This is a genomic window from Olivibacter ginsenosidimutans (assembly GCF_039542865.1).
GTDB lineage: Bacteria > Bacteroidota > Bacteroidia > Sphingobacteriales > Sphingobacteriaceae > Olivibacter > Olivibacter ginsenosidimutans.
Map to the genome: position 1 here is coordinate 19,314 of NZ_BAABIQ010000003.1, position 25,165 is coordinate 44,478.

At 37.7% G+C, this 25,165-nt stretch carries 20 protein-coding genes; 15 read left to right on the forward strand and 5 right to left on the reverse strand.

Going from position 1 to position 25,165, the window contains the following annotated elements; genetic code table 11:
* Positions 1–51: 51 nt before the first annotated feature.
* Positions 52–2,235 carry a sensor histidine kinase gene (locus ABD930_RS01565; RefSeq protein ID WP_345229924.1) on the forward strand — a complete coding sequence of 728 codons (2,184 nt, stop codon included), beginning with the start codon at positions 52–54 and terminating at the stop codon, positions 2,233–2,235.
* Between the two features lie 10 nt (positions 2,236–2,245).
* Here ABD930_RS01565 and ABD930_RS01570 read toward each other — a convergent pair whose 3' ends face one another.
* Positions 2,246–2,707 carry a response regulator gene (locus tag ABD930_RS01570; protein ID WP_345229925.1) on the reverse strand — a complete coding sequence of 154 codons (462 nt, stop codon included), beginning with the start codon at positions 2,705–2,707 and terminating at the stop codon, positions 2,246–2,248.
* Between the two features lie 501 nt (positions 2,708–3,208).
* Here ABD930_RS01570 and ABD930_RS01575 point away from each other — a divergent pair.
* The 13 genes from ABD930_RS01575 to ABD930_RS01635 all read left to right on the forward strand — a co-directional run bounded on the left by ABD930_RS01575 (position 3,209) and on the right by ABD930_RS01635 (position 18,089).
* The gene (locus ABD930_RS01575; RefSeq protein WP_345229926.1) at positions 3,209–3,595 is read left to right on the forward strand and encodes a response regulator; all 387 of its coding nucleotides are present in this window, start codon (positions 3,209–3,211) and stop codon (positions 3,593–3,595) included.
* Complete coding sequence (locus ABD930_RS01580; RefSeq protein WP_345229927.1) at positions 3,582–4,676, forward strand: sugar transferase; 1,095 nt, start codon at positions 3,582–3,584, stop codon at positions 4,674–4,676. The genes ABD930_RS01575 and ABD930_RS01580 overlap by 14 nt, the downstream gene beginning before the upstream one ends.
* A gap of 76 nt (positions 4,677–4,752) precedes the next feature.
* A complete protein-coding gene (locus tag ABD930_RS01585; RefSeq protein ID WP_345229928.1) occupies positions 4,753–5,448 on the forward strand; it encodes a TolC family protein in 696 nt (231 codons plus the stop codon).
* 3 nt (positions 5,449–5,451) lie between these two features.
* Complete coding sequence (locus ABD930_RS01590) at positions 5,452–7,617, forward strand: GumC family protein (protein ID WP_345229929.1); 2,166 nt, start codon at positions 5,452–5,454, stop codon at positions 7,615–7,617.
* A gap of 3 nt (positions 7,618–7,620) precedes the next feature.
* On the forward strand, positions 7,621–9,141 hold the full coding sequence (locus ABD930_RS01595; RefSeq protein ID WP_345229930.1) for an O-antigen ligase family protein: 1,521 nt from the start codon (positions 7,621–7,623) through the stop codon (positions 9,139–9,141).
* Position 9,142: 1 nt separating this feature from the next.
* The gene (locus ABD930_RS01600; RefSeq protein WP_345229931.1) at positions 9,143–10,564 is read left to right on the forward strand and encodes an O-antigen ligase family protein; all 1,422 of its coding nucleotides are present in this window, start codon (positions 9,143–9,145) and stop codon (positions 10,562–10,564) included.
* Between the two features lie 162 nt (positions 10,565–10,726).
* Positions 10,727–11,341 (forward strand): acyltransferase, encoded by a 615-nt coding sequence (locus tag ABD930_RS01605; RefSeq protein ID WP_345229932.1) that lies wholly within the window; start codon positions 10,727–10,729, stop codon positions 11,339–11,341.
* A 98-nt stretch (positions 11,342–11,439) separates the two neighbouring features.
* Entirely contained in the window at positions 11,440–12,537 is a 1,098-nt protein-coding gene (locus ABD930_RS01610; RefSeq protein WP_345229933.1) for a glycosyltransferase, read from the forward strand.
* A 16-nt stretch (positions 12,538–12,553) separates the two neighbouring features.
* On the forward strand, positions 12,554–13,690 hold the full coding sequence (locus ABD930_RS01615) for a glycosyltransferase family 4 protein (protein WP_345229934.1): 1,137 nt from the start codon (positions 12,554–12,556) through the stop codon (positions 13,688–13,690).
* Positions 13,691–13,701: 11 nt separating this feature from the next.
* Entirely contained in the window at positions 13,702–14,277 is a 576-nt protein-coding gene (locus ABD930_RS01620; protein ID WP_345229935.1) for a gluconate 2-dehydrogenase subunit 3 family protein, read from the forward strand.
* A 5-nt stretch (positions 14,278–14,282) separates the two neighbouring features.
* Positions 14,283–15,971, forward strand: coding sequence for a GMC oxidoreductase (locus ABD930_RS01625; protein ID WP_345229936.1), 1,689 nt, complete (start codon positions 14,283–14,285; stop codon positions 15,969–15,971).
* Complete coding sequence (locus ABD930_RS01630; RefSeq protein ID WP_345229937.1) at positions 15,968–17,278, forward strand: oligosaccharide flippase family protein; 1,311 nt, start codon at positions 15,968–15,970, stop codon at positions 17,276–17,278. The genes ABD930_RS01625 and ABD930_RS01630 overlap by 4 nt, the downstream gene beginning before the upstream one ends.
* A gap of 4 nt (positions 17,279–17,282) precedes the next feature.
* Positions 17,283–18,089 carry a glycosyltransferase family 2 protein gene (locus ABD930_RS01635; protein WP_345229938.1) on the forward strand — a complete coding sequence of 269 codons (807 nt, stop codon included), beginning with the start codon at positions 17,283–17,285 and terminating at the stop codon, positions 18,087–18,089.
* Positions 18,090–18,135: 46 nt separating this feature from the next.
* On the opposite strand, the gene ABD930_RS01640 is transcribed toward ABD930_RS01635, so the two are convergent.
* Both ABD930_RS01640 and ABD930_RS01645 read right to left on the reverse strand, forming a co-directional pair.
* Positions 18,136–19,704, reverse strand: a complete 1,569-nt coding sequence (locus ABD930_RS01640; protein ID WP_345229939.1) for a hypothetical protein — start codon at positions 19,702–19,704, stop codon at positions 18,136–18,138.
* Positions 19,705–19,713: 9 nt separating this feature from the next.
* Positions 19,714–21,213 carry a glycosyl hydrolase family 28-related protein gene (locus ABD930_RS01645; RefSeq protein WP_345229940.1) on the reverse strand — a complete coding sequence of 500 codons (1,500 nt, stop codon included), beginning with the start codon at positions 21,211–21,213 and terminating at the stop codon, positions 19,714–19,716.
* Between the two features lie 69 nt (positions 21,214–21,282).
* Here ABD930_RS01645 and ABD930_RS01650 point away from each other — a divergent pair, with 69 nt between their 5' ends.
* The gene (locus ABD930_RS01650) at positions 21,283–22,476 is read left to right on the forward strand and encodes a glycosyltransferase (protein WP_345229941.1); all 1,194 of its coding nucleotides are present in this window, start codon (positions 21,283–21,285) and stop codon (positions 22,474–22,476) included.
* Positions 22,477–22,552: 76 nt separating this feature from the next.
* Here the strand turns inward: ABD930_RS01650 and ABD930_RS01655 are convergent, their stop codons facing one another.
* Together ABD930_RS01655 and ABD930_RS01660 are read right to left on the reverse strand one after the other, a co-directional pair.
* A complete protein-coding gene (locus ABD930_RS01655) occupies positions 22,553–23,890 on the reverse strand; it encodes a flippase (RefSeq protein ID WP_345229942.1) in 1,338 nt (445 codons plus the stop codon).
* A 10-nt stretch (positions 23,891–23,900) separates the two neighbouring features.
* Positions 23,901–24,869: a hypothetical protein gene (locus ABD930_RS01660; RefSeq protein WP_345229943.1), complete on the reverse strand. Its 969-nt coding sequence runs from the start codon at positions 24,867–24,869 to the stop codon at positions 23,901–23,903.
* Positions 24,870–25,165 lie beyond the last annotated feature (296 nt).

A 25,165-nucleotide genomic window follows, 5' to 3' on the forward strand; every position in this document is an offset into this window, starting at 1 on the left:
TTTTTTGCTATAGGAACCTTCAATTATTAAAAGAAGAAAAATACGGAACGGATGAAATTGCTGTTAAAGCAAATACTTGGATGGCTTTTCTTTTGCTGTATGACGTTTTTTACGGTAAAAGCAAACCCGCCCGTTAACATTTTTAGAGACGGAGCGGATGTGCTGCAGGTAAGACAAGTGGAAGTATTTAAAGATTCTACAGGGCTATTACCATTTCAAACGGTACTTCACCAGCAATTTTGGCCAGTAGAGGAAAACGTATTAAATTTTGGTATTACCGAAACAAAAATTTGGATACGCTTTTCGCTACAGAATGAATCGGATAACGCTTTTCTGCAATTGATGGTTGCTCAACCAATCATTGATCGGGTGGTTTTTTATGAGAGTGAGGGCAATGGAAAGTGGGCCAGTGTTGAATTAGGCGAACACAAAAAATTTTCGGAAAGACCGGTAAATAATCCCAATTATGTTTTTCCAATAGTCCTACCCAAAGACAGCATCAAGCATATCTATCTTTGCGTCTCTTCTACAGATCAAATACAATTTCCCCTTTATGTGGGCTCACAGGAAAACCTTATGGAGCTGGAAGTTAACAGAAGTGTATTCATAGGAATGTACGCTGGAATCGTATTAATTATGATAGCGTACAATCTGTTTCTCTATTTCTCTGTTAGGGATATCAATTATATCTACTATATCCTATTTATTTTTTTTGTTGGATTAACGCAGTTGAATTTTAAAGGATATGCCTTTAAATATTTATGGCCAAATTGGCCATGGTTAGCTATTAATAGCGCCTATCTCGTTCCACTTTTATCTGCCCTTTCTACCGCAGTTTTTGTGTGGGAGTTTCTCATGATCAAAGTGTATGCGCCTCGGTTAGGAAAAGGTGTTATCGTCTACAGTGTCTCCTGTATATGCGCTGCCATTTTAGGGCTTCTTGGTTTTCGTGCCCTAGGCGTACAGTTGTTACAGTTTATGGCCTTTGTTGGTGTTATCTATTTATTATACCTTGCCAACTATATCCGCAGATCAGGCTATCGCCCAGCTTTTTATTTTTTGCTGGCCTTTGTTTCCTTTATTTTTAGTATCATCATTTTTGTATTGACTAATTTTGGGATAATCCATACCAATTTCTTTACTGGCAATGTGCTTGAGTTTGGTTCCGTTGCACAGATCTTATTGCTTTCATTTGCATTGGCCGATCGGATCAATACATATAGAAAAGAAAAGGAAGAGTCGCAGGCGGAAGCCTTACGGATTTCAAGGGAGAATGCACGCATTGTCAGCGAACAAAATCAACGGCTCGAATTGGAAGTCAGTAAACGCACTGCTGATCTTCAATTGGCCAATACCGATTTACATAACGCTTTTCATGAATTAAAACAAGCGCAAACTCAATTGGTTGAGGCTGAAAAAATGGCTTCCCTAGGTATGTTAACGGCTGGAATCGCACACGAAATCAATAATCCGATTAATTTTGTCACCGCAAACGTCGGTCCGCTGAAAAGGGATATAGATGAAATTTTAGCACTTTTAGAGGCGGTAGAGGCCATTGTATTGGATGATCAGGCAAGTACAGCGGAGAAAAAGGCCCGCATTCATGCACTCAAAGAAGATTTAGATTATGATTACCTCATGGAAGAAATTGGTTTTCTTTTAACAGGTATAGAGGATGGTGCTATTCGCACAACCGAAATCGTAAAAAGCTTGCGTGTATTTTCCCGTGTGGATGAAGATGATATTAAACTGGCGGACCTTAATCAAGGAATAGAATCAACCTTAGTTATTCTCAATAGTACGATTAAAGATCGAATAATAGTCGAAAAACAGTTTGGCGAACTGCCCATGATCGAATGTTATCCCGGTAAACTGAACCAAGTCTTTTTGAATTTATTGACCAATTCCATTTACTCCATTCGGGAAAAGTTTGGTGAAAAAGAAGGAGGCAAAATTACCATAAGCAGCTATTACGATAAAGAGGAAATTGTACTGCGCTTTAAAGACAATGGTCTAGGTATTAGCGAAGACATTCAGGATAAAATCTTTGAACCTTTTTTTACAACAAAAGATGTTGGTGAAGGTACTGGTTTAGGACTTTCTATCGTGCTACAAATTATTAAAAAGCATTATGGAAGTATTGGTTTGTTAACGAATATCGGTGAAGGAGCCGAATTTGTTTTAAGGTTGCCTGTATTACAGTCTGTCATGCAAACAAATGTTCGGAATATGTAGCCCGCTGAAGCTAAGATAATAATTTTTGCCTCAGCAAAAATTCAAGCTGGTCATTATTAATCGTTAATTGTTCATTGGATGCCATGAGTTGTAGACGTTCTGTATATATATCATAAGCCTTATTGATGACGTGTTCCAATTCCGATTCTTTCCATGGTTTAGTAAGGTAATGATAGATTTTACCTTTATTGATCGCATCAACAACGGCGCTCATGTCGGTATAGCCCGTCAGCAAGATTCGAATAGGATCAGGATAATTGATTTTCACTTTTTCCAACAGCTCAACACCGGTCATATTAGGCATACGTTGATCTGTAATAATTACATGAACTTGATGATCTTGAAGAATGGCTAATCCTTCTTCTCCGGAGAGCGCCGTATGAACACTATATTTCCTGCGAAAAGCAGCCTTAAAAGACCGTAAATTGTTCTCTTCATCATCAATATACAATACCACTATTTTTTCTGCCATGACTGGGTTGTTTTGTCGCTTTAGCGTATCCATTCTAATTTCCTAAATTCCGAAAATTAATTGACATAAAAAATAGGATGTATGACAAAAATCTATTTTTTAAAAAACGTGTCATTACGAGGAACAACATGACAGCAAACGAGCCGTAGTGTGTTCGTTTGCCGAAGCTTGTGAATCGAGTGCAATAAGCTCATGGATGCCATAGACAGTTAACACTCATGGACAATACGATGGACAACAAACACGAATGAAAAATACATGACGAGAAACGTATGAACGCAAATTCGTCGTGCACTTGAAAAATAGTCGACACGTATTACGTTATTTATCAATCGGTTGTTTTTTCCGGGGACAGCAAATATAATGTTGCAATTTATTGGGAAGTACAACTATCTAATCTATTGCCAATCTAATCCTCACCTGAATTTGCGAGCTTTGTGTCCAAGATATAATTAACTCATGCAAGTTTCATTGCCATTAAAAATCAAATAATTCGTTCGAATGAAAAAACAAATACTAGTAGTAGACGATGAGCCGTCCATTTTGCAACTATTAAAGTTTATTCTTTCTAAAGATTACGACGTTGTCTTGAAAAGCAATGGCTATGATGCTATGCTTTGGTTAGAAGAAGCTAATCATCCGGATCTTATTATACTGGATGTGGAGATGCCATATTTTAATGGGCCGGAGTTTTTGAAATCGATAAAAATTAGCGGACTGTTCCGGGATATTCCTGTCATCATTTTATCGGTTACAGAGGATTTGGATTCATTAGCTAGGCGTACACCATATCAGGTACATCGTTTCATTAAAAAACCGTTTGACCCGATATTTTTAAAGGGTGTTGTTCATAATCTTTTAACTGCACAATCTTATGAACGATCTTAGTACAGAAACGGTTTTCCGTAGGTCCTTTGTGCCTAATGTGGCGTATAGTGGGCAATTTTTTTACGATCAACTGGGGGAGGTGCTATCCGAAGATTTTGATGTTGATCACTTATCTTCCCTTCATGAGCTTAAACAACACCTAGCCGAGTGTTCCATTATCACCAGTCCAGAGGTTTTTATCATGGAGGTTGATCAGGAAAAAGAGGTCTTTCAATTGGTAAAAGACATTCGGGCAAATCCATTAACAGCAGGTGCTATTATTATTTTACTTGCAGAGAGGCAAAAAGAAGGACTGAAAAGTAAAGCGTTAAAAGAAAAAGTTAGCGACTTCTATATTTATCCATTTGATATTGATGAGTTACTGGAAAGACTTAAATTCCTGATTAAATTTAAGTTGATCAAGCCAGACATTAAGAAGCTCATCCCAAATACCGTTCAAGAGTATCGGATGCCTCTTGGAAAGCGGTTGTTTGATATTTGTTTTGCTTCCCTTGCTATCTTATTCCTTTCACCGCTATTTTTAATCATTGCCCTTTGGATAAAAATAGAATCAAGGGGTCCGATCATTTACAGAAGTAAAAGGGCAGGAACTGGTTACAAGATTTTTGATTTTTATAAATTCAGGTCCATGGTTGTTGATGCAGATCAGAAGTTGAAAGAGCTTTCTAAGGTCGCTAATCAATATGCGGAAAGTAGTGCCACAAGCAAGGAACCTTTGGCCTTCGTTAAAATCAAGAATGACCCTCGCGTTACACGAGTTGGAGCCTTTATCAGAAATACGAGTATAGATGAATTACCACAACTTTTTAACGTATTAAAAGGCGATATGTCTATCGTTGGTAATAGACCTTTACCACTTTATGAAGCAGAGTTGCTCACCTCTAATCTATGGTCAATGCGTTTTTTAGGTCCTGCTGGAATTACAGGGCTTTGGCAGATCAGTAAAAGAGGTAAAAGTGAAATGTCTGACGAAGAGCGGAAAGGCTTGGATAATTTTTACGCAAAGAACAGTTCTTTTTTAATGGATTTGAAAATTATTTTAAAAACTTTCCCTGCGCTTTTGCAAAAGGAAAAAGTGTAATTGACCAATAAATTGATGAATAACAAATAGCTGTCTATATGTAAGCTATTAAAAAATAGATTAACGTACTATGAAAATGAAAATTATACTTGTACTCTTCCTATTGGTTGGAGTTTTTACGGGGGCAAAGGCTCAAGAGTCCATTATTCAAGATGTCAATTACAATCAATTGCAACAGTTTATTGAATTGGCTAAAACAAATTATCCAAGAAAAAAAATATATGAGGCACAGGAGGGCAAGGCTAAGAGCGGTGTTCCTTCAGCACAAGTATCGCTTTTAGAGCCGTTGAATGCCTCCTATATCTATCGTCCAGAAGATAAATCAGCTATTGATGTGAATAACCCTTATCTTTATAACGGATTTCAGTTTGGTGTTAATTTGAATTTAGGCACTTTTTTACAGAAACCATTCCAGATTAAACAAGCCAAAGCCGATTATGAAATTGCTAAATTGGAAAATCAGGAATATAATATGATGTTGGCTACCGAGGTCAAAAGCCGCTATTACGAATATATCCGAGCCAAAAGTGAACTAAAAATAAAAACACAAGCTTCTCAGGATACAAAAAGTCTATATGACGATTTAAAAACAAAATTTGAGAGAGGCCAAATCACACACGAAAGCTATAGTATGGCAAGAAATACCTATGCTGAAGCAAACTCTGCGAAAATAGAAGCTGAAGTGAACTTCTTGAAAGCAAAAGATACATTAGAGGAAATTATTGGTGTAAAACTAGAGAGCTTACAAGAAGCTGGTAATGCGGGAGAATAATATATGATTGACGTTAAAGCTTATTTGAAGTATCTGCTGCGATTTAAGTGGGTATTGGGATTGGTTCCTATTGTTAGTGTGTTAATAACAGCATATTTTGTTAAGGATATGCCGCAGAAATATAAGTCGACCGCCCAGCTCTCGACGGGCTTAACCGATGAGTCTAAGCAAACAGTGAACCCTGGCCAGAATATGGATTACTTTAAAGTAAGCCAGCAGTTTGGCAATATCATGGAAATGATGAAGATGAAAAGGGTAATTAGTGGTTTGTCGACTAAGTTGATGATTCATGATCTAACGGATAAAGCTACCGCTTTCCATCCTTGGAGCGATATTATTAGTGAGCTCACCGATGCACAACGTAAAGAGGCATTGGTTAAATATCAAGATATCTTGAGTAAAAATGGGGTGTTGAGTGCTGCTGACAATAAGGAGCTTCCTTTGTATAATCTTACTGTTTCGATGGGCTATGATGAGGAAAGTCTCTTAAAAAATTTAGAGATTAATAGAAGCGGTGAGAGTGATTTTATCAATGTTTCTTTCACCTCGACTAATCCAGATCTTTCTGCTTATGTGGCGAATACACTTAGTAATGATTTTATAGTATACTATATGAGCAGTTCTTCATTGAACCAACGAGCTTCGTTGACTTTGCTAGATTCCGTATTAAAGGTTAAGGAAGCTATGATGAATCAGAAGAATGCTGCATTAAAGAATTACAAAATTGGTAGCGGTGTACTGAATTTGGATAAGCAATCAAGTATGATTTATCAGCAGATTTCAGAATATGAGGCGAGAAGGGCTCAGTCTGTTAATCAAATACAATCGCTACAGGGGGCCTTGGCAGATATTAACCGGAAACTTTCCAAAGGTGAGGGGTCTTATGTAGGCGGCAATCATGTAGTGGCTAATAACGAAATTGTAAACCTAGAAAACCAACTGCAATTAGCCAATCAGCGGTATATCAATAATAATTTCAGACCGGAAGATAAACGGGCAGTCGATTCCTTAAGTAGGCTTCGCACGGCCAAATTAGCCGCAGTTGCCGAGGGCTCAATAGGAGATCCGGCTAGTGTTAAACAAAATTTACTGGATCAGAAATTGAAATTGGAGACCGATTTGTCAATGGCAAAAAATGGAATTTCATCTCTTGATGCTGAATTGCGTATACTAAGATCAAAGTACAGTGTACTGGTGCCAACAGATGCTAATGTTCAAAACTTGGAGCGGGACGCCGACGTAGCGACAAAAGAGTATATGGATGCGTTGAATAATTATAATCAATCAAGCCTACAAAGCACAACCAGTTTGCGATTAAGCATTGCACAGGTTGGACTTTTGGGTACGCCGGAACGTTCCAAGGGAATTTTATATGTAGCGCTTTCCGGCATTTCCAGTTTCTTTGTGTGCCTCCTAGCTATTACATTGGCCTTTTTATTGGATCGTTCTATTAAAAGCCCTAAACAATTAGAGACCATTACTAATAGTAAAGTATTAGGTTTATTGAACTTTATCGATGAAGATAATAAAGATCTTCGCGATATCTGGGAAGATGAAGACAACGTTAAGGACTATTCTATTTACAAGGATTTATTGCGTTCTTTACGATTTGAACTTAATCAACAAGTGGATGACAAGGAAAATGTGTTAGCAATTACGAGTCTTGATAAAGGACATGGAAAATCCTTTTTAGCATCAAGTTTGGCCTATGCCTTTGCCATGATGGGCAAAAAAGTGTTGCTTATTTGTGAAAATTCACCGGGGTTGACAGAAATTATTCAAAATGCAAATCAGAAAACAGCCCATCAAAAATTCGAATCTTTTTTAGTAAAAAAAGAAATACAAGTTGCAGATCGTATAACGGTGCTTAACCGTAATCCGAATAATAACTCCTTGTTAGAAATGCGAGACGCACAGAGTTTATTCGTTGGTTTCAATATTTTGAAAGATACCTTCGATTTGATTATAATGGATATTGATCCTATAAAACAATCCAATAAAGTTAAAGAGTGGCTGATGTTTGCCGATAAAAGTATCGCAGTATTTAAAAGCGGACAAAAGGTAAATGAAGAAGAAAAAGAGCAAATGGCAGTATTTAGTCAGCACAAAAGTTTTATTGGTTGGGTTTTTAACCAAGTAAAAGGCGACTACACGGTTACAACGGGTTAACAAATGGATAGGATATCTGTATTCTCGGGAGAAAAACGAAGTAGTGCGTTTATTATCACATGTGGTATTATTACGGCATTATCTTTAGGGATCGTTCTGACGAAAGTTGATATCCAGTTTGCCTGCCTTCCACTTTTAATGAGTGTGGCCTTCTTTTTTATAGTAATACTATTTCGATACCCCAAGTTAGGTTTATATAGCTTGCTAGCCTACAGTTTTGTGCTAGTAGCACTAATCTGGGAAGTCGGAGACTATCCATTTGGAATAGGTGTTGAAATAATATTGTTGCTTACTTTTATGGCAACAATCTTCCATAGGCAGGAATGGAAAAAACTTCGTCACCCATTAGTTTATATCGGTTTTTTTTGGCTTTTTTTGAGCATAGCAGAAATTTTTAATCCTTATGGAGCTAGCCTGAGGGGATGGATACAGGAGATCAGAAGCATGGCCTTATTTCCATTGATTATTTCAGTACTGGGGATGGTGTTATTGACCAAGCGTAAGGATCTGGATAGATTTCTATTGATCATTATTGCGTTTTCAATGCTTGCAGCTATAAATGGTATTAAGCAATTATATATTGGGCCTTCTGCTGGGGAACAACGTTTTTTAGATGCGGGGGGGAGTGTGACTCATCTCATATGGGGGCAACTAAGGGTCTTTTCGTTTTATTCAGATGCAGGACAATTTGGTGCTTCTCAAGCTCATCTTTCACTAATGTGTTTGATTTTAGCTTTTGGTAAAATGTCTTGGTGGAAAAGAATTCTTTTGATAATGCTCGCCGGAATTTTGTTTTATGGAATGTTAATTTCAGGGACGAGAGGAGCTTTATTTGTGTTGCTTTCAGGTGGATTCTTTGCACTTTTACTAAGCAAAAGGATAAGTGTTATATTGGTAGGCGGCTGTTTAGTTGTATTGTTTATCGCATTTTTAAAATTTACCCATATTGGGAGTAGTAATTATCAAATTTATCGTCTACGTTCTGCCTTAGACACACACGATGCTTCCTTAAATGTTAGGTTACAAAACCAACAGCTGTTAGCAAATTATTTACAAGATAAGCCTTTTGGTGATGGATTAGGTACTATTGGGAAATGGGGTAAAGAATACAATCCAGATAAATTCTTGTCAACAATTGAGCCAGATAGTTTGTGGGTTAAGATCTGGGCGTCTTACGGCATAGTTGGATTAATATGCTGGTTTGCTTTTATGATGTTTCTATTAGGCCAATGTTGCGGTATTTGTTTGCGAATAAAAGACAGAAATCTTCGGATAAAAGTCATCGCATTAACTTCGGGTATTGCAGGTATTATTTTTTGTAGCTATGGCAATGAAGTGATGAACGCTTTCCCTTCGTCTGCGATTACTTGGTTATCCTGTGTGCTCGTTTACTTATCTCCAACTTTTGACGTCACTACAACGGACAGAAAGTTATCGCAAGAAGTACCAGATTCCAAGGGTATTTGGATATTAAAAGGAGACTTATATCAGTATGTAACAAATAGCAGGAGTACACATGCCTAATGTGCCAATAAAACATTGGTTTGGAAATAATCTAATAAAAGTAGCTATTATAGCTTTAGGTATTTTAATGGCCGTTTCTTTCGGTTTTTTTATCAAAAGTGAAAATTTAGTACTTGCTTTTCTACCATTTCTATTGGTGCTGACAGCTGTCTACTTGATTCTTATATTTAAGTATCCGGTCTTTGGCCTCTACCTTACTATGGTATACTGTTTTCTACTTGCATTATTAAGTAGAGAAATAGGTGGAATTCAATACGGTATAGGTGTGGAGATTTTATTGTTGTTAACTTGGTTGGCAACATTATTTTATGCTAAAATTAATTGGCCGCTCATCAAACTAGATTTAGTATGGTTGTTGGCTGTTTGGTTTATAATCAGTGTTCTGGAGATTGCGAATCCTTCTGGCGCCAGTATTATGGGATGGGTACAGGAAGTGAGAAGTACAGCATTATATCCTTTACTAATAGTTCCTTTAGCTTTACTGTTAATTGATAATAAAGAAAAAGTGAATTGGGCACTTTTTTTCGTCATCGGTATGTCCACCTTAGCGTCACTGAATGGTATAAAACAATTGTATATTGGACCATCTGCCGGTGAACAACGTTTTTTGGATGAAGGCGGAGCGCTTACGCATGTTTTGTTTGGACAATTGCGTGTGTTTTCATTTTACACTGATGCAGGCCAATTCGGTGCCTCACAAGCACATATATGTATGCTATGTGTAGTGCTTGCTTTTTGTCGGACTAAATGGTGGAAAAAAGTTCTATTGCTTTTATGTGCCGCACTGCTCTTTTACGGAATGCTTATCTCTGGAACCCGAGGTGCCTTGTTTGCTTTATTGGTAGCCGCTTTTTTTGCCTTATTGTTAAGTAAAAATTACAAAATATTGTTAGTCGGAGGAATATTGGTATTAGGTTTTGTGGGAATGTTGAAATTTACTTATTTAGGTAACAGTAATTATCAAATTTATAGATTGCGGACGGCAGTCGATCCTCAAGACGCATCATTGAATATACGCATTCAAAATCAGGCGATTCTTCGGGATTACCTGAAATCTAAACCATTCGGTGATGGTTTGGGTGTAATCGGTACTTGGGGAAAGGAATATAATGCTGACAAGTTTTTATCAACTGTAGAGCCGGATAGTTATTGGGTAAAAGTTTGGGCCATGTATGGTATTGTTGGATTGACGATTTGGTTCAGTATCATGATGTATATCTTAGGAAAATGTTGTGGGATTGTTTGGATGATTAAAGACTATGATTTACGGATAAAGTCTATTGCTTTAACTGCGGGTACCGCAGGGATTTTATTTTGTAGTTACGGGAATGAAGTGATGAATGCGATGCCTTCAGCGATCATATTATGTGTTTCCTGGGCAGTAGTGTTTAAAATGCCATGGTTAGAGAATCCTGACACATGAATAAGGAAGATAATTTTAATTAAAGCTAATATGCCTTTTGCTGTTTTTATGTTACCTGGATTACTATTTTTTGTGATCGGTTTTTTTAAAGGAAAGAAATATTATCAACAATGCCGCTCTAATGTGCTAGAAAAGGGCAGAGATAATTAATAGTTTTCACTAATGACTATTTTGGAAAAAATTAAATCAGATCCGCTCTTAAGAAAATGGGGTTTGTGGTTGCTTAAACCTACAAATGACCATAGACCAAGATGGTGGATAAGGTATCTAGTAACCCCCTTCTACCATACCCGTGGTAAAGCCAGTAAGATTAGAAAAAGCGCACGTTTGGACGTATTTCCTTCTAAACGCTTTGTTCTGGGAGACTATTCGCTTATTGAGGATTTCACTACGATAAATAATGGTGTTGGCGATGTTTGTATCGGTAACCATACTATCATTGGTATAGGAAGTGTAGTGATTGGTCCAGTTGATATTGGGAATAATGTATTACTAGCCCAACATGTTGCCATAGCTGGTTTAAATCATGGATATGAGAATATTCATGTACCTCCGCGCTTGCAAGGCGATAATTGTAAGCTAATTATTATAGAAGATGAGGTTTGGATTGGTGCAAATAGCGTTATTACAGCTGGAGTAAGACTAGGAAAACATTGTGTGGTAGCCGCAGGTAGCGTAGTTACGAAAGATGTTCCCGCATATAGTGTAGTAGGCGGTAATCCTGCACGGATTTTAAAGAAATTTAATTCGACCTTAAATATTTGGGAAAGGTTATGATCCTTTTTGTTACTAATTTTACCTTTGTCTGGTACGCATTAGCGTCTTTAATCTGCCTCCATTTTTGGTTTCCGTGGATTTGTAGTCTGTTTACCTATTTGAGAAAAATCAGTGTAAAAAATAGACCAGCTAAACCGGCCAAAACAGCCGATTATGCTATTATTGTTACAGCGTATGAGCAAACAGATTTGCTTCCATCGGTTGTTAAGTCTTTACTAGAGCTAAATTATAATCGAGATGGTTATCTTATCTATATTGTTGCGGATAACTGCGATATAAGCACCCTACATTTTATGGATGAAAGGGTAATACTACTCCGCCCAGCAGCAGTTCTTGCTAGTAATGTAAAATCACATCATTACGCAATAACACATTTTAAGCGAAATCACGAACGATTAACCATTATAGACAGCGACAATTTAGTGCATCCCGATTATCTGAAGGAATTGGACAAAACTTTCGATGCCGGTTTCGAAGCGGTACAGGGCGTGCGTTGTGCAAAAAATTTGAACGGTATTTACGCTTGTTTAGATGAGGCTGGAGATATGTATTATAGGTTGGTAGACCGAAAATGGTTGTTTGGGGCGGGCTCTTCGGCAGCCTTATCCGGATCAGGTATGGCTTTTACGGTAGATTGTTACCAGACATGTTTAAAGCAAATGAAGTTAGCAGGAGCTGGATTTGATAAGTTGCTGCAATATAAAATACTATCTCAGAATAAGCGGATAGCATTTACCGAGGCTGCCATTGTTTATGATGAGAAGACCGCAAAACCAGATCAACTGGTCAAACAACGTGCCCGCTGGTTAAATACCTGGTTTACCTTTTACCTATTGGGCATCAAGCTATTACTAAAAGGTATTATAACCTGGAGATGGAATATGGTTTTATTTGCTATAGCTCTAGTTCGTCCACCTTTATTTATTTTACTTGCTTTAGTTTTTATCGGCTTTTCGGTAACTTGGTTTTTTCTACCATCAGCTTCCTTAATATACGTAGCCGCCCTGATTTTATTCATTATCAATTTTTATGTTGCACTAGTTCATTTTAAGGCAAATCGATCCATTTATCGGGCACTATTAAGTGCTCCCAAGTTTGTTTTTATTCAATTTATGGCTCTATTTAAAGTAAAGAAAGCCAATAAGCTCTCTGTTGCCACACGGCATTTTCAACAACAAAAAGATTTTAATCGTTAGCGTTTAAGCGTATCTTATGGCAAAAAGATTAAAAATTGGTGTAGAAGTTCAACGTATTTTTAGACCCAAAAAGCATGGTATGGAAGTAGTTGCGCTCGAATTGTTACGAGCGTTACAGCAATTAGATCATATTAATGAATATATATTATTTGCAAAGAAAGATCAGGATATAAATTGTTTACGAGCTTCGGAACGTTTCAATATACAGTTGGTGAAAGGGTTTACATACATGGATTGGGAACAATTACATTTACCAACTGCTGTCAAACATAGCAACATTGACTTTTTACACGCAACCTGTAATACGGCGGCCTATTTTATGTCAAAACCTTTATTGCTGACATTGCATGATATTATTTATTTAGAAAAATTAGACTTCGGAGGTACTGCGTATCAAAACTTTGGTAATGTTTACAGGCGAATGATAGTTCCACATGCGATTAAACATAGCAAATATATTGTCACCGTTTCTCAATATGAAAAGCAAATTATTGCCAATAGATTTCCTTGGGCGGCAGATAAAATAAAAGTTATTTATAATGCAGTTAGTGAGAATTTTAATCGGTCGTTCACGACTAGCGAATTAGCCGATTTTAGAAGATCCCATGGTCTACCGGATCGGTTTTTACTTTTTTTAGGAAATACTGCACCTAAAAAAAACACCGAGAATGTATTGAAATCTTACGCGATGTACTGTAAGCAGGTTTCTGACATCGTACCATTGGTAATTTTAGATTACAGTCGGGATTTGGTATTGGAAACCTTAAAAAAGCTAGGAGAAGAATCTACCATTAGACATATTGTATTTCCTGGGTATGTAGCGATGGAGAAAATGCCCCTGATGTATAGTTCATCGACAATATTTTTGTATCCCTCGTTACGGGAGAGTTTTGGTTTACCCATTTTGGAAGCAATGGCTAGCGGAACACCTGTTATCACAGCTAATACTTCCGCTATGCCCGAAGTCGCTGGAGATGCTGCTGTTTTGATTAATCCATTGGTACCAGAAGAAATCACTAAGGCAATTATTGATCTAGAAAGCAACAGCATCCGAAAGAAAGATCTTATCATAAGAGGACATAAACGTGCTGCCCAGTTTAATTGGCGCGCTGCGGCTAGCGAGTTATTGGCCCTATACGAAAAAATGATTTAACCCCTTTCAGCATGAATAGAAGAAAGGCACTAAAAATAGGAGTCGGACTAACTTCCATAGCCACATTAGGAGCTACAATTAAACCTTGGTTTACTAAAAATTTGCCATTGGATAGTCGTGTTTTTAGTGATATGAAAGATCTTTTGGCGGAATTGGCAGAAACCATCATCCCAGAAACAGACACCCCTGGTGCTAAATTAGCAGGGGTAGCTGACTACCTATTGCTCGTAATTAATGATTGCTTTACAATAAAAGAACAAAGAATATTTTATCAAGGCTTAACAGTTGTCGAAAAGATGGCGGTGGAAAAATTTGGGCAGTCCTTTGTTTGCTGTGACGCAAAGATTCGTGAAGAGCTGTTAACCATTTTAGAAAATGATGACGGACATTATCAAGGATTATTGTATAAAATAAAACGAAAACTATGGGGCAGATCTTTCCTGGATTTATTAAAAGAGCATGTGGTTGAGGGATATTGTACTTCTGAAGCGGGAGCAACAAAGGGATTGGCCTATCAAGCCATTCCAATGAAATATGAGGGTTGCATTACCATAGGTCCTGATCAAAAGGCTTGGGCTACACGTTAATAATTATGAGCATAGAAAAACCGATGTCGAACGTTTTTGATGCCATTGTGATTGGTTCAGGGATTAGTGGAGGATGGGCAGCTATGGAACTTTGTAAACAAGGATTGCGAACAATTTTATTAGAAAGGGGGCGTCAGGTTGTCCATATAAAAGACTACCCAACAGCCAATCTTCACCCTTGGGAGTTTAAATATCGTAATAACTTTACGCAGAAGGATCTGAAACAACAACCCATTCAATTAGAAGATTGTGATTACGATAACAAACATTTTTTTGTAAATGATCTAACACATCCTTATATACAGGAGAAACCATTTAATTGGATACGTGGATATCAGGTGGGAGGCAGATCCCTTACTTGGGGAAGGCAATGTTATCGTTGGAGTGATCTTGATTTTGAAGCAAATTTAAAGGAAGGAGTAGCTGTTGATTGGCCTATTCGCTATAAGGACATTGCGCCTTGGTATGATTATGTGGAACGTTTTATAGGCGTAAGTGGTCAGAAAGAAGGCTTACCTTATTTACCTGATGGCGATTTTTTGCCACCAATGGAGCTCAATTGTATTGAACAATATCTCGCCGAAACGATTAAGAAGAAAGATAACCGGTTTTTGACTATTGCACGCATTGCCAACCTTACCCGTGGTTGGAAAGATAGAGGGCCTTGCTTGAGTCGTAACCTTTGTTCAAGAGGGTGTCCCTTTGGCGGATATTTTAGTAGTAATAGCGCTACTATACCTGTCGCAATGGCTACCAATAAGTTGACGTTAATGCCTTACTCATTGGTTTATGAAATCGTTTACGACGATGCACATCAGCGTGCAACGGGTGTTCGTGTAATAGATATGTTAACAAAGGAACATCAGGAATTTTTTGCTAAAATAATTTTTGTGAACGCGTCCACTATTGCCTCTACCGCTTTATTGTTAAATTCTTGTTCTAACCGTTTTCCAAATGGATTAGGCAACGATTCAGGACAACTTGGGCATAATTTGATGGATCATCATTCCTCCGCGGGTGCCATGGGTATTTATCAGGGGTATGCCAATCAATACTACAAGGGAAGAAGACCATGTGGTTTTTTGATACCAAGATATCGCAATCTTACCGCAGATGAGCAATGGGATTTTAAGAGAGGGTATAACATTCAAGGGATGGGAAGCCGCTTGAGTTGGCAAGATAAGCCCTATAATGAGATGGGCTTTGGTAAAGATTTTAAAACGAAGCTGACCACTCCGGGGCCATGGCAGATCTGGATGGCAGGGTTTGGTGAATGCCTTCCCTATTATGATAATCAAATCGGCTTGGATAAAAATAAATTAGACCAATGGGGGCAACCGCTTATACGGATAAACTTTGAATTTAAGACAAATGAGGAGCGTATGATGGAGGATATCGAGCAGTCTGCCAAAAACATGTTGTCTGATGCTGGTTTTCAGGAGATCACATCGTTTAACTATCACCGACCTGGTGGAGCTACTATTCATGAAATGGGCACTGCGAGGATGGGTACTGACGAAAAGAATTCCGTTTTAAATGGATTTAATCAAATGCATGCCGTAAAGAATGTGTTTGTTACGGATGGAAGCTGTATGACATCTTCAGCCTGTCAGAATCCTTCGCTAACGTATATGGCACTGACTGCCAGGGCATGTGCTTATGCTGTTCAATGTTTGAAGGATAAACGTTTATGAAGCATAATAAACATATCCACTCACTATTGGGAAATGGTATAATTGCCGGAACAGGTATGCTGGTTTCTATTGTTTTATTTAGGGTACTATCAATAGCAGAAATGGGCGCATGGATTGTTTTCTTTTCTACCATACTGCTTTTCGATACCATCAGATCGGGGATTATAACCATGGCTTTTGTTAAGTTTTTCTCTGGGACATCAGATCAAAGGGCAAATGCCGTTATAGGTTCTACATGGTATTTGGCTATCGTGATTACGTTGTTTCTACTGCTGCTGAATATCCCATCGTATATTGTTTCATTCTATATTAATAGTGCGGGTTTTGCCTATTTTTTGAAATGGTTTGGAATAATTTATATGGCTTCACTACCATTTTTTGTTATTTCCTGTCTATTGCAAGCGAAGCAACGTTTTGATCAATTGCTCCTGTTACGCTTATTTAACCAAGGATCGTTTCTTCTACTCCTTCTGCTGTTTGTTTGGCTAAAAATGATCGATTTACAGATGACAATATTAGCCTATTTAGTATCAAATGGAATAGCTTCTTTAGTAGGCTTATTTTTGGGATGGGGAGATGTGTATAAACTTAAATTTCGATCTAAAAAGGTAGTTAAAGAAATTATAAGTTTTGGAAAATTCAGCGTGGGAACCAATTTAAGCGCTACATTATTAGGCTCTGTTGATACCTATATTATTAATTTTATGTTGGGACCAACAGCATTAGCTGTCTTCAATACAGGTATCCGTTTATTACAAGTGGTAGAGATACCTTTACTGAGTTTTGCATCAACAGCTATGCCTACATTATCAACATTATATAATCAAGGAAATCAAGAAGAATTGGTAAAGGTGGCTAAAAAATATATTGCAATAGTTACTATACTATTTATTCCGATGATTGTGCTGAGTTTTCTTTTTGGAGATCTTGCAGTCTGGATATTGGCCGGCTCAAAGTATGTCTATACAGAAGCACCTAATCTATTACGTCTATTTATGATACTTTCTTTGTTATACCCGTTAGATAGATTTTTAGCTTTGATGGTAGATGTCATTCACAAACCGCAGGTGAATTTACTTAAAGTGTTATGCATGTTAGCCATCAATATTGTTGTTGATGTGGTATGTATTTATTATTTTAAATCGATTTATTGTGTTGTTTTTGGTGCGATATTAGCGTTACTAACGGCAATTGCCATCAGTTATCATACGTTGAAAAAATACTATATAAGGATTAGCTTAATCGATATCTATAAACAATTATCCTTTACAACGATAAAATCGTTTATATTTAATAACGGAAAATGAATTTATGAGACCTTTTTTCTTGCCTTCTTATGTACGTGAACAATTGAGAGCCAATCATTGGTTTATAGATAGGATAACAGAAATGAATGCAAGAATTAGCGCATTAAACTGGGGTGAACCTGAAGTTTCTATTGTAATTCCGGCCTATAATGAAGAGGCTAGAATTTTAAAGACCTTATCCTCCTTATCTTATATTATATCGAAATATGCAATAGAAATTATTGTTGTAGATAATAATTCGAATGATAATACGAAACAGCTTGTTGAAATGGCCGGTGCGGTATATGTATTTGAAGGGATGCAGGGAGTCAAATACGCTAGAAATAGGGGATTGTTAATCGCTAAGGGTAAATATATTTTAAATGCCGATGCCGATTCTATTTATTCTCCCTATTGGGTAGACGTCATGGTTAATGAGCTTATGGATAAAAACGTAGGCTGTATTTATGGTAAATTTGCTTTTTTCCCCGAACGTAATCACAGTAGACTAGCGTACTACCTTTATGAGTGTTTCGCTGATGGCTATAAATGGATAAAAGGCACTTTACGAGATAAAGCGATGTTTGTGTATGGGTTCAATTCCGGATTTCGGAGAACGGATGGTTTGGCTGTAGGTGGTTTTGAACATCCTGAAGGAAGCAATGAAGATGGGTATCTAGCTTTGAAGCTAAGAGATCAACGCTTTGGTGCGTTAAAATTGGTCAAAGCTAAAGACGCAGTAGTGTTCACCTCTTCTAGACGAATCGATGAACTTGGTGGTCCTTTTCGCGCATTTTTCAAGCAAATTACTAATAAAACATTATTTCGATGACAGTAGCGGTCCGTTTCGTGTCTATATAAACACATGATCAAAAAAACTATTTTTTAGAAGCAGAGCCATCTAATTTTATGAATATGGGTGTTTCCGTGACCGTTATTGCTAAAGATGGTCCTTTTGTTGAAGAAGTTTCATAGGCCATATGTTTTTGGTGCGGTTGTAATGTAAAACGAGTGAACTTCTTTGTTGTACCGAGTTGTAGCATATAATCTTTTTTTGCTCCGGTTTGGCTTGGGCATAGCAGTACATAAATTTTTTCCTGTTGATCATTTTGATAAAGATCAACTAGTGGATCGTTATTGAGGGTTTGGATGTAATGGTAATTGCCTAATAATTCTTTTACCTGATTGAAATAATTCGCTGCCGGTCTGCGTTGGTCATTTTCTAGAAAACCTGCAGAGGCATATTGTACAGGGCTCTCTCTACTTACATCATTTAGCATATAGAAAAAAACACTTTTTATACCTAGACGACTGTAAAGTAATGAAGTGCGGATAGCCCAATCTGCCTGTACTTCTTCAACTGGCTTATTTCCAATGGGAAAAGCCGCTTGAAAACTGCCCTGGTTGAGATCGTAGCCCGTTTCGGTAACCCATATATCGAGATTATTCCCAACGTTTTTACTCGTTTCAATGAAGTCCATCGCTATATGCTTTAGATTGGACAATTCGGGAGCTAAGGCTATTTTCTCGTTTTTGTTGGAGTAGTTGTGATAATTGATAATATCAAAACAGAGATCTACTTGTCCATCGGGTTTGAATCCACGATTTTTACGGCACCATGCTACTATCTTCTTTAAAAAATCGACATCAGGCTTGGCCATTCCTCCCATTACAACTTGCATGGAGGGGTCGGCAGTTTTAACGCCAACGTCTTTACCTAATGTTCCTTTATGTCCATCGTAAAAGGCAGAGAGGTTTGCGGCATACTCCTCAGCACTTTGCTGAGCTGATGGTCCCTTCCACCATTTGTCTGGTTCGTTACCGCACTCTACGTATTTAACGTAGCCTAATCCGATTCTAGGCCGATTTTGCTTGTTTTTTACATGGATTAATTTAGGATTAACCCGTTTGTTTCGTCCATAGCGGGCGGTGAGTTGAAAGGCTGCTTTAGCTTGTGCGATATAAGAAAGCGGGTCTAAACGCGATTTTCCATAAGGTAGTAATGATACATCGCGCTGACGTTCACTTTCTGGATAGGTATCGATAAGCCATTTGGGTGCGATCTGTAAGGTGACTAACATGGTTAGACTATCTTCGGCACATCTTTTATAAATTTCATCATAACTCCAACCGCCATCGGGACTATGATCAAATCTAAAGATACCTTCCTGAGGCTCAATGCGTTCCCAGTCTAAATAATGCCGGAAGCGGTCGAATGATTTTATAAGTCCATATTTCTTAGCAGACACATGATTAGTAGAGTCAATAAAGTCCCATTCAAAACCGTTAATTCCCAGGAAATTACGAAATGGTGCCTTATTCGATGGTAAAGTCGTATAGTCTACAGTGTCATATGTTAGCAGTTTTTTAGGATTGATATTGCAACTGTTTAAGGACCAAACTAACGTGTAGATTATCGAATAAAGGAATAAGCGGACAGTTTTCATATTACATTTTTATTGTACAGCACCAATAGACGGTTTATTCCCACGGCTGATTCCGTAATAATCATCAGTTAAAGAAGTGTATGTTTTTCCTGCATTTTTTGCTGGAGAGCTATTAGCAAGTTTAAATTCCTTTTGGTCGATAATTCCTGCCTGGGTAGCGGTGTCGAAGTAAAGATTATTGCTGAGTTTAACTAGGTGTTCGTCCACCCCCAAATAGCTGACAAATGGGCCTTTGATATCTTTCCCGCCAAAAGGAAAATTAAATGCTAAATTGTTGAACACTTCGTAACGGCCACCGAACAAATCAAATGCATCAAGTATTTTACCAACGACCAAGCCTTTTGTACTTAGGGTGCCACAGGTATTGTTGTAGATTTTAACATTGGTAAAAGTGGTTTGTCCTGATAGTAATGCTTCTTTGGTTGGTTGTACTTCGAATGCGCTATATTTCAGCGAATTGACAACAATGTTGTTATAAATAAGCAGTTCTTTAGGCGAATTTCCTAAGGTGCTTGGCCATGCCCTTACCGCATTTCCCCATCCGCTATTAATGAGATTATGGTGTATTTTTCCAGGGCCATTGATGGTGAAAATACCTACATGGTCAGTTCTGGCGGTATTTATATTTTCGAGTACTACATGATGGATATCGAAGTCTTGGGCATTGTGTAAGTGGATAACAGTGCCACAGTTGGGCGAATTGGTTACCTGAATATAGGCGACCTCAATATGTTTAATGAGTCCACGAATGGCCTGATCGTTATCTTTGTTGATCCATCCCCTGAAATCGATGAGTTCTACGATATTATCGGCATGAAGATGGGTGAATGTCATGTTCTCTGAAAAGGTGCCGTTGGAGCCATTATAAATCACATTTTCGGGGTCGTAGCCAATAACATTATCTCCCAGATCTTTGAAATCAAAATAAGATAATTCAAAATTGCTGAAAATTCCTTCCAGTTGAATGGCTCGATAGCGATTGTCTCGAAGTAAAAAACCATGGCTGTATTTTTTGTTGCCATTACCTAGTACTTTCACATTCGCTAAATTGACTAGCTTGATTTGATGGTTTTCCCCACTGCCTCCATCGTTTAAGCCTGTACCAATTAATTGCACTAAACCATTATTCGTAATAATGACGGTCGAATCTTTTGGCAGTTGAATGTTCTGAATGGTAATCCCTTGATAACTACCTTCTTTTATGCGGATCGTATCGTGTGCGCGTAACGTAATTTTGGTTTTGTTAATGTTAAAATTTTTTCCATCAATAAGTAGTTTACCGGATCCATTGCCTACCAAAAAAGACCGCCCTTTTATGGCTGATATGGGTGATTTACCGCTTTCACTTATGCTGTCAATTTCGGTGTCAGGTTGTGTTGGAGATGGTGTTGTTTTGCTACAAGCTATAGAAAAGAAAATAATGCAACAGAAAAAGAAAAACAGGCTGCTTAGGCTAGCCCTATAAAAAAGCATTTTTATAAAATGCCAAATGCTTTTTAAAGATTTCATTATTTCTTTTTTCAAACCTAATTAAAATAATGTTTACCTGCAAATTTCTTATCTTGCCGTACTTTAGATATGCAGCTACAAGATAAAACAATCATTATATTGGGATACATGCGCTTCGATGGTCTTGCATCTACCAATTTTACCATAGCACGGTATTTAAGTCAATGGAACGATGTCTATTACATCGATCATCCCTATACATGGAAAGACTACCTCACAGCAGATAAATCTGCAAAGGAATTTAAAATACGTAGCTCCCTGTTCAATAAACGATCGGATGGTATATTATCTACGGATTGTGAACGCTTAAAGGTTGTGATAACACCACCTGTACTGCCTATTAATTGGCTGCCTGAAGGAGGTTTATATCGATGGTTTCTTCGTTTGAATGAAACGATCATTTTAAAACGGATAAGAAAGCTTATTAAGAAAATGGGTATTGAACACTATATCTATATTAATTCTTTTAACTTTCATTTCCCTGGTATATTGAGAGCATTAAATCCGGTATTAAGTGTCTATCATTGTGTTGATCCGTTGATTATAGAATACGATAAGAAACATGGGATAATTTCAGAGAAGATTATACTACAGGAAAGTGATGTCGTTATATGCACCAGCAAGGCGCTATATGACGAAAAGCAGTTAATTAATCCAAATACCTATTTTGTGGCAAATGGGGCAACAATAGCTGATCCGGTGATGGTATTAAAAAAGAGCTACAAGCCTCATACATGCTTATCGGCCATTACGCATCCGATAGCTGGATATTTAGGAGCTATTGAGCGTCGAATGGACTTTGAGCTCATGAGTCAAGTAATAGCCCAATGTCCAACGGTTAATTTTGTGTTTATTGGTCCAATCAGTGAGGAGCATGTGCCGCAAAAATTCCGTAATTGTCAGAATGTATTTCTTTTGCCTCCCATTCGTCATGATGAAATTAATCAGGTGCTCGCGGCCTTTGATGTATGTCTAATTCCATTTAAGGCCGACTCCGTTAGCAGAACCATTTTTCCATTGAAGCTCTTTGAGTATTTAGGAATGGGAAAGCCTGTTGTAGCCACAACCTTCAATACGGATTTACAATCTTTCACTGGAGATTGCGTAACTTACGCAGCTAATGCCGGTGAATTTGTCCATGCTTTACAAGAGCATTTAATAAGTACGCAACAGCAAATTGCACAACGTTTAATGATTGCCGCGGCGAATACTTGGCAAGAACGCACAAAGCAATTTGCTGCCATTCTGGCGTCCCATTTATAAGAGGGAATTAATGCTAAGCTCGGCAAGCTGACGCTTGGGATTGCTTTTTACGCTAATCAACAAACAGCTGTTCAATTTATGCAGATTTAGGGCTTTTTAAAATAAATTTTTGATACAATTCTTTATAAAAAAGCCATGCATAAGCCCATGGATTCCACATATTGATGTGGTAATCTTTTCTCAAAATAAATTGTGCTGCCAAAAAACCGACAGCATTTGCAATCAGGGTAGCATAGGCAGCGCCGACTACCCCCATTTGCTTGATAAAGAAAAAATTCAATAGAATATTAACCAATGCAGTGAAGAGAACAATGAAAAAATTTAACCGGGTTCTGCCGGCAGCAGATAGTATAGTACCTACCTGACGTCCGTAAGGAACAAATAAGGCTGTTACCAAGGTAATATGCAATAAAGGTATCGCATCGTGATATTGTTCGCCCACTAGAAGGGTGATGATGGGTTCTGTAAATAAGAAAACAAACAGCAGTGCGGGTACCAATAAACCAAGAATGGTTCCTACCGATTTTTCATAAAGATATTTTAGAGCACTAATGCCCTCTTCTTCAACTCGTTTAGCGCTCTGCGGAAACACAATCGCCGCCATGGCATTGGTAGGAATGTCTACTAAATTGCTGATGCGGACGGCGATATTATATGAACCAGTAGCCGCTTTGGAAAGCATAGAACCCAACATCATCTGGTCGATAGAACTGGATAGCATGGAACTGATAGAAATACCAAAGGCATACTTTCCGTAATGCAATATCTTTTTCATCCAGTTGATATCGAGTTTTTTTGAAAATAGCAGATGCCGCCTACTGTAGTACCAAGCAATACCAGTAGCAATAATCACGGCGATAAGCTGTACGTAAACTAAAGTAAACAGACTCGCATGTTGCCGATAGGTGAAGCAGTAAACCAGATAGCCAAGAAACAATACTTGCCTTACCGTGTTGGATACAAAGGTTCCCGTGAAACTAAGTTTGGCCTGTTCCATGCAATTGAACTGGTTTAGCAGACTGGAAATTAAAAATTGCAGACAATAGAGGTAAAACATTTGGGGAAGCAGCTCCGAATGCCACACTGTTCCAGAATAGGGTGCCAGCGCGATGATTAGGAAGCTAATGAACACGGTTAACGTAGCATTTACGACAAGCGAAGCAGTTGTGATTTTCCCTTGCTCAAGGCCTTCTGCTGCAGATAAGTATTTGATGATGGCATTTTGTGTCAAGCCATTCCGGGCAATTTCCAGAATGCCTACCACACTTAAGTAAAGAATCCATGTACCATATTCTTCCTTCGGTAAGACACGTACCAATAGATAAAAACCGGCGAAACCTACCAGTACAGTAAGTGCATTTTGTAACAAATTAATAATTCCCGAATGCAACCAATAATTTTTTGTTGTGCTCATTAATTATCGGTTAAGGTTTTAGATAATGCGCATTGACGTATTTTTTTACCTCGTCATCGGTTTTTGCGTGTAAAATTTTGGCACCCGAAAGTTGAGGGAACAATTTTTCAAAACAATGAAAATGGTGTTCCGGACCTTCTTTAGAAAGGATAAGGTTTATGCCTCCAAAATAACTAGCTAAAGCCGCTGTTCCTCCATGTACCGAGATGAAATGGGAGGCATTGGCATAGACGCATAATTGTAAATGATTGAAATTGCGCGCACCAATCTTATTTTCTTGATAGAGATCTTCCAACAACAATACTTCCGGATGCTCCTGTTTTAACCATTCAAACTCATGGAGATCATATATATCGCTTGTATCCATCGTAATATTTTTGGGCGCGGGCCTATTGTATATGATGGTATAAGTTGCTTTGAGGTGTTGAATAATATAGTCTAAAAGATCTAGGCTATAATAACTAATCGGTGGCCGATTCCATTCCATATTATATCGATTGGCCAAAATCAGGATGGGCTTATCAAAAACATATACCTCGTTTTGATAATGTTCTTTTAAAGGGACACGAAGCCACTTTTTCATATGGTAATCTTGGCTGTATAGTATCCGTGGGGTATCAAAATTATAATTACCCTCGTCTGTTCTCACCTCAAATTTTTCTTCATGGTGTGGTGAAAAAAAGTAAAACTCTTTCGTATATAATGCCCCTGCTGTCTCTTTTAAGGTACCATTTTTATAATGCCAATAAGCGTAGGGCAGTACGAATTCGAGTTCTGGTGCAAACTCACCTTGAAATGCTATCTGCTTATATTTTTTCTTAAAAAAATAATCCTTGAATATATATCGCCATTGTACCCATTTGCATAAATAGGTGTTTCTATAAAAATACCGATAGGCTACTGGCAGCTTGCCATATTTTATCCGAACAAGCAAACTGGCTATTTTCTTTAAGAAATGGTTCGGGGAGTTGTCTTTCATTATTGATGATTATGGGCTTTCGAACGTTGACAAAGATAGCTTTTTTAAACATTATCATAACTCGGTTTAGGTAAAGAAAGAGTATACCATGCCTTTGGAAAAATGCACATCATGAGATGATCAAAGATTAAATCCATTTATATGTCAGGTCAGTATACCAAAATTTTCATAGAAATCGCCTGCTAAGGTGTGGAATTTTTAGAAGGCTTCCGTTTCATTTTGTTGGGGTACACGTCTTTTAAAGATTATGAATGATTGATATAAGACTTAAAATGTTAACTTTGATGAAAGTTTTT

Excerpts from the sequence above, each read along its gene's own strand:
- ABD930_RS01620 (WP_345229935.1), top strand. The coding sequence starts at position 13,702 with ATGAATAGAAGAAAGGCACTAAAAATAGGAGTCGGACTAACTTCCATA.
- ABD930_RS01650 (WP_345229941.1), top strand. The coding sequence starts at position 21,283 with ATGCAGCTACAAGATAAAACAATCATTATATTGGGATACATGCGCTTC.
- ABD930_RS01580 (WP_345229927.1), top strand. The coding sequence starts at position 3,582 with ATGAACGATCTTAGTACAGAAACGGTTTTCCGTAGGTCCTTTGTGCCT.
- ABD930_RS01645 (WP_345229940.1), bottom strand. The coding sequence starts at position 21,213 with ATGAAATCTTTAAAAAGCATTTGGCATTTTATAAAAATGCTTTTTTAT.
- ABD930_RS01585 (WP_345229928.1), top strand. The coding sequence starts at position 4,753 with ATGAAAATTATACTTGTACTCTTCCTATTGGTTGGAGTTTTTACGGGG.
- ABD930_RS01660 (WP_345229943.1), bottom strand. The coding sequence starts at position 24,869 with ATGAAAGACAACTCCCCGAACCATTTCTTAAAGAAAATAGCCAGTTTG.
- ABD930_RS01625 (WP_345229936.1), top strand. The coding sequence starts at position 14,283 with ATGAGCATAGAAAAACCGATGTCGAACGTTTTTGATGCCATTGTGATT.
- ABD930_RS01655 (WP_345229942.1), bottom strand. The coding sequence starts at position 23,890 with ATGAGCACAACAAAAAATTATTGGTTGCATTCGGGAATTATTAATTTG.
- ABD930_RS01575 (WP_345229926.1), top strand. The coding sequence starts at position 3,209 with ATGAAAAAACAAATACTAGTAGTAGACGATGAGCCGTCCATTTTGCAA.
- ABD930_RS01570 (WP_345229925.1), bottom strand. The coding sequence starts at position 2,707 with ATGGCAGAAAAAATAGTGGTATTGTATATTGATGATGAAGAGAACAAT.
- ABD930_RS01630 (WP_345229937.1), top strand. The coding sequence starts at position 15,968 with ATGAAGCATAATAAACATATCCACTCACTATTGGGAAATGGTATAATT.
- ABD930_RS01635 (WP_345229938.1), top strand. The coding sequence starts at position 17,283 with ATGAGACCTTTTTTCTTGCCTTCTTATGTACGTGAACAATTGAGAGCC.
- ABD930_RS01565 (WP_345229924.1), top strand. The coding sequence starts at position 52 with ATGAAATTGCTGTTAAAGCAAATACTTGGATGGCTTTTCTTTTGCTGT.
- ABD930_RS01590 (WP_345229929.1), top strand. The coding sequence starts at position 5,452 with ATGATTGACGTTAAAGCTTATTTGAAGTATCTGCTGCGATTTAAGTGG.
- ABD930_RS01595 (WP_345229930.1), top strand. The coding sequence starts at position 7,621 with ATGGATAGGATATCTGTATTCTCGGGAGAAAAACGAAGTAGTGCGTTT.
- ABD930_RS01605 (WP_345229932.1), top strand. The coding sequence starts at position 10,727 with ATGACTATTTTGGAAAAAATTAAATCAGATCCGCTCTTAAGAAAATGG.
- ABD930_RS01640 (WP_345229939.1), bottom strand. The coding sequence starts at position 19,704 with ATGAAAACTGTCCGCTTATTCCTTTATTCGATAATCTACACGTTAGTT.
- ABD930_RS01615 (WP_345229934.1), top strand. The coding sequence starts at position 12,554 with ATGGCAAAAAGATTAAAAATTGGTGTAGAAGTTCAACGTATTTTTAGA.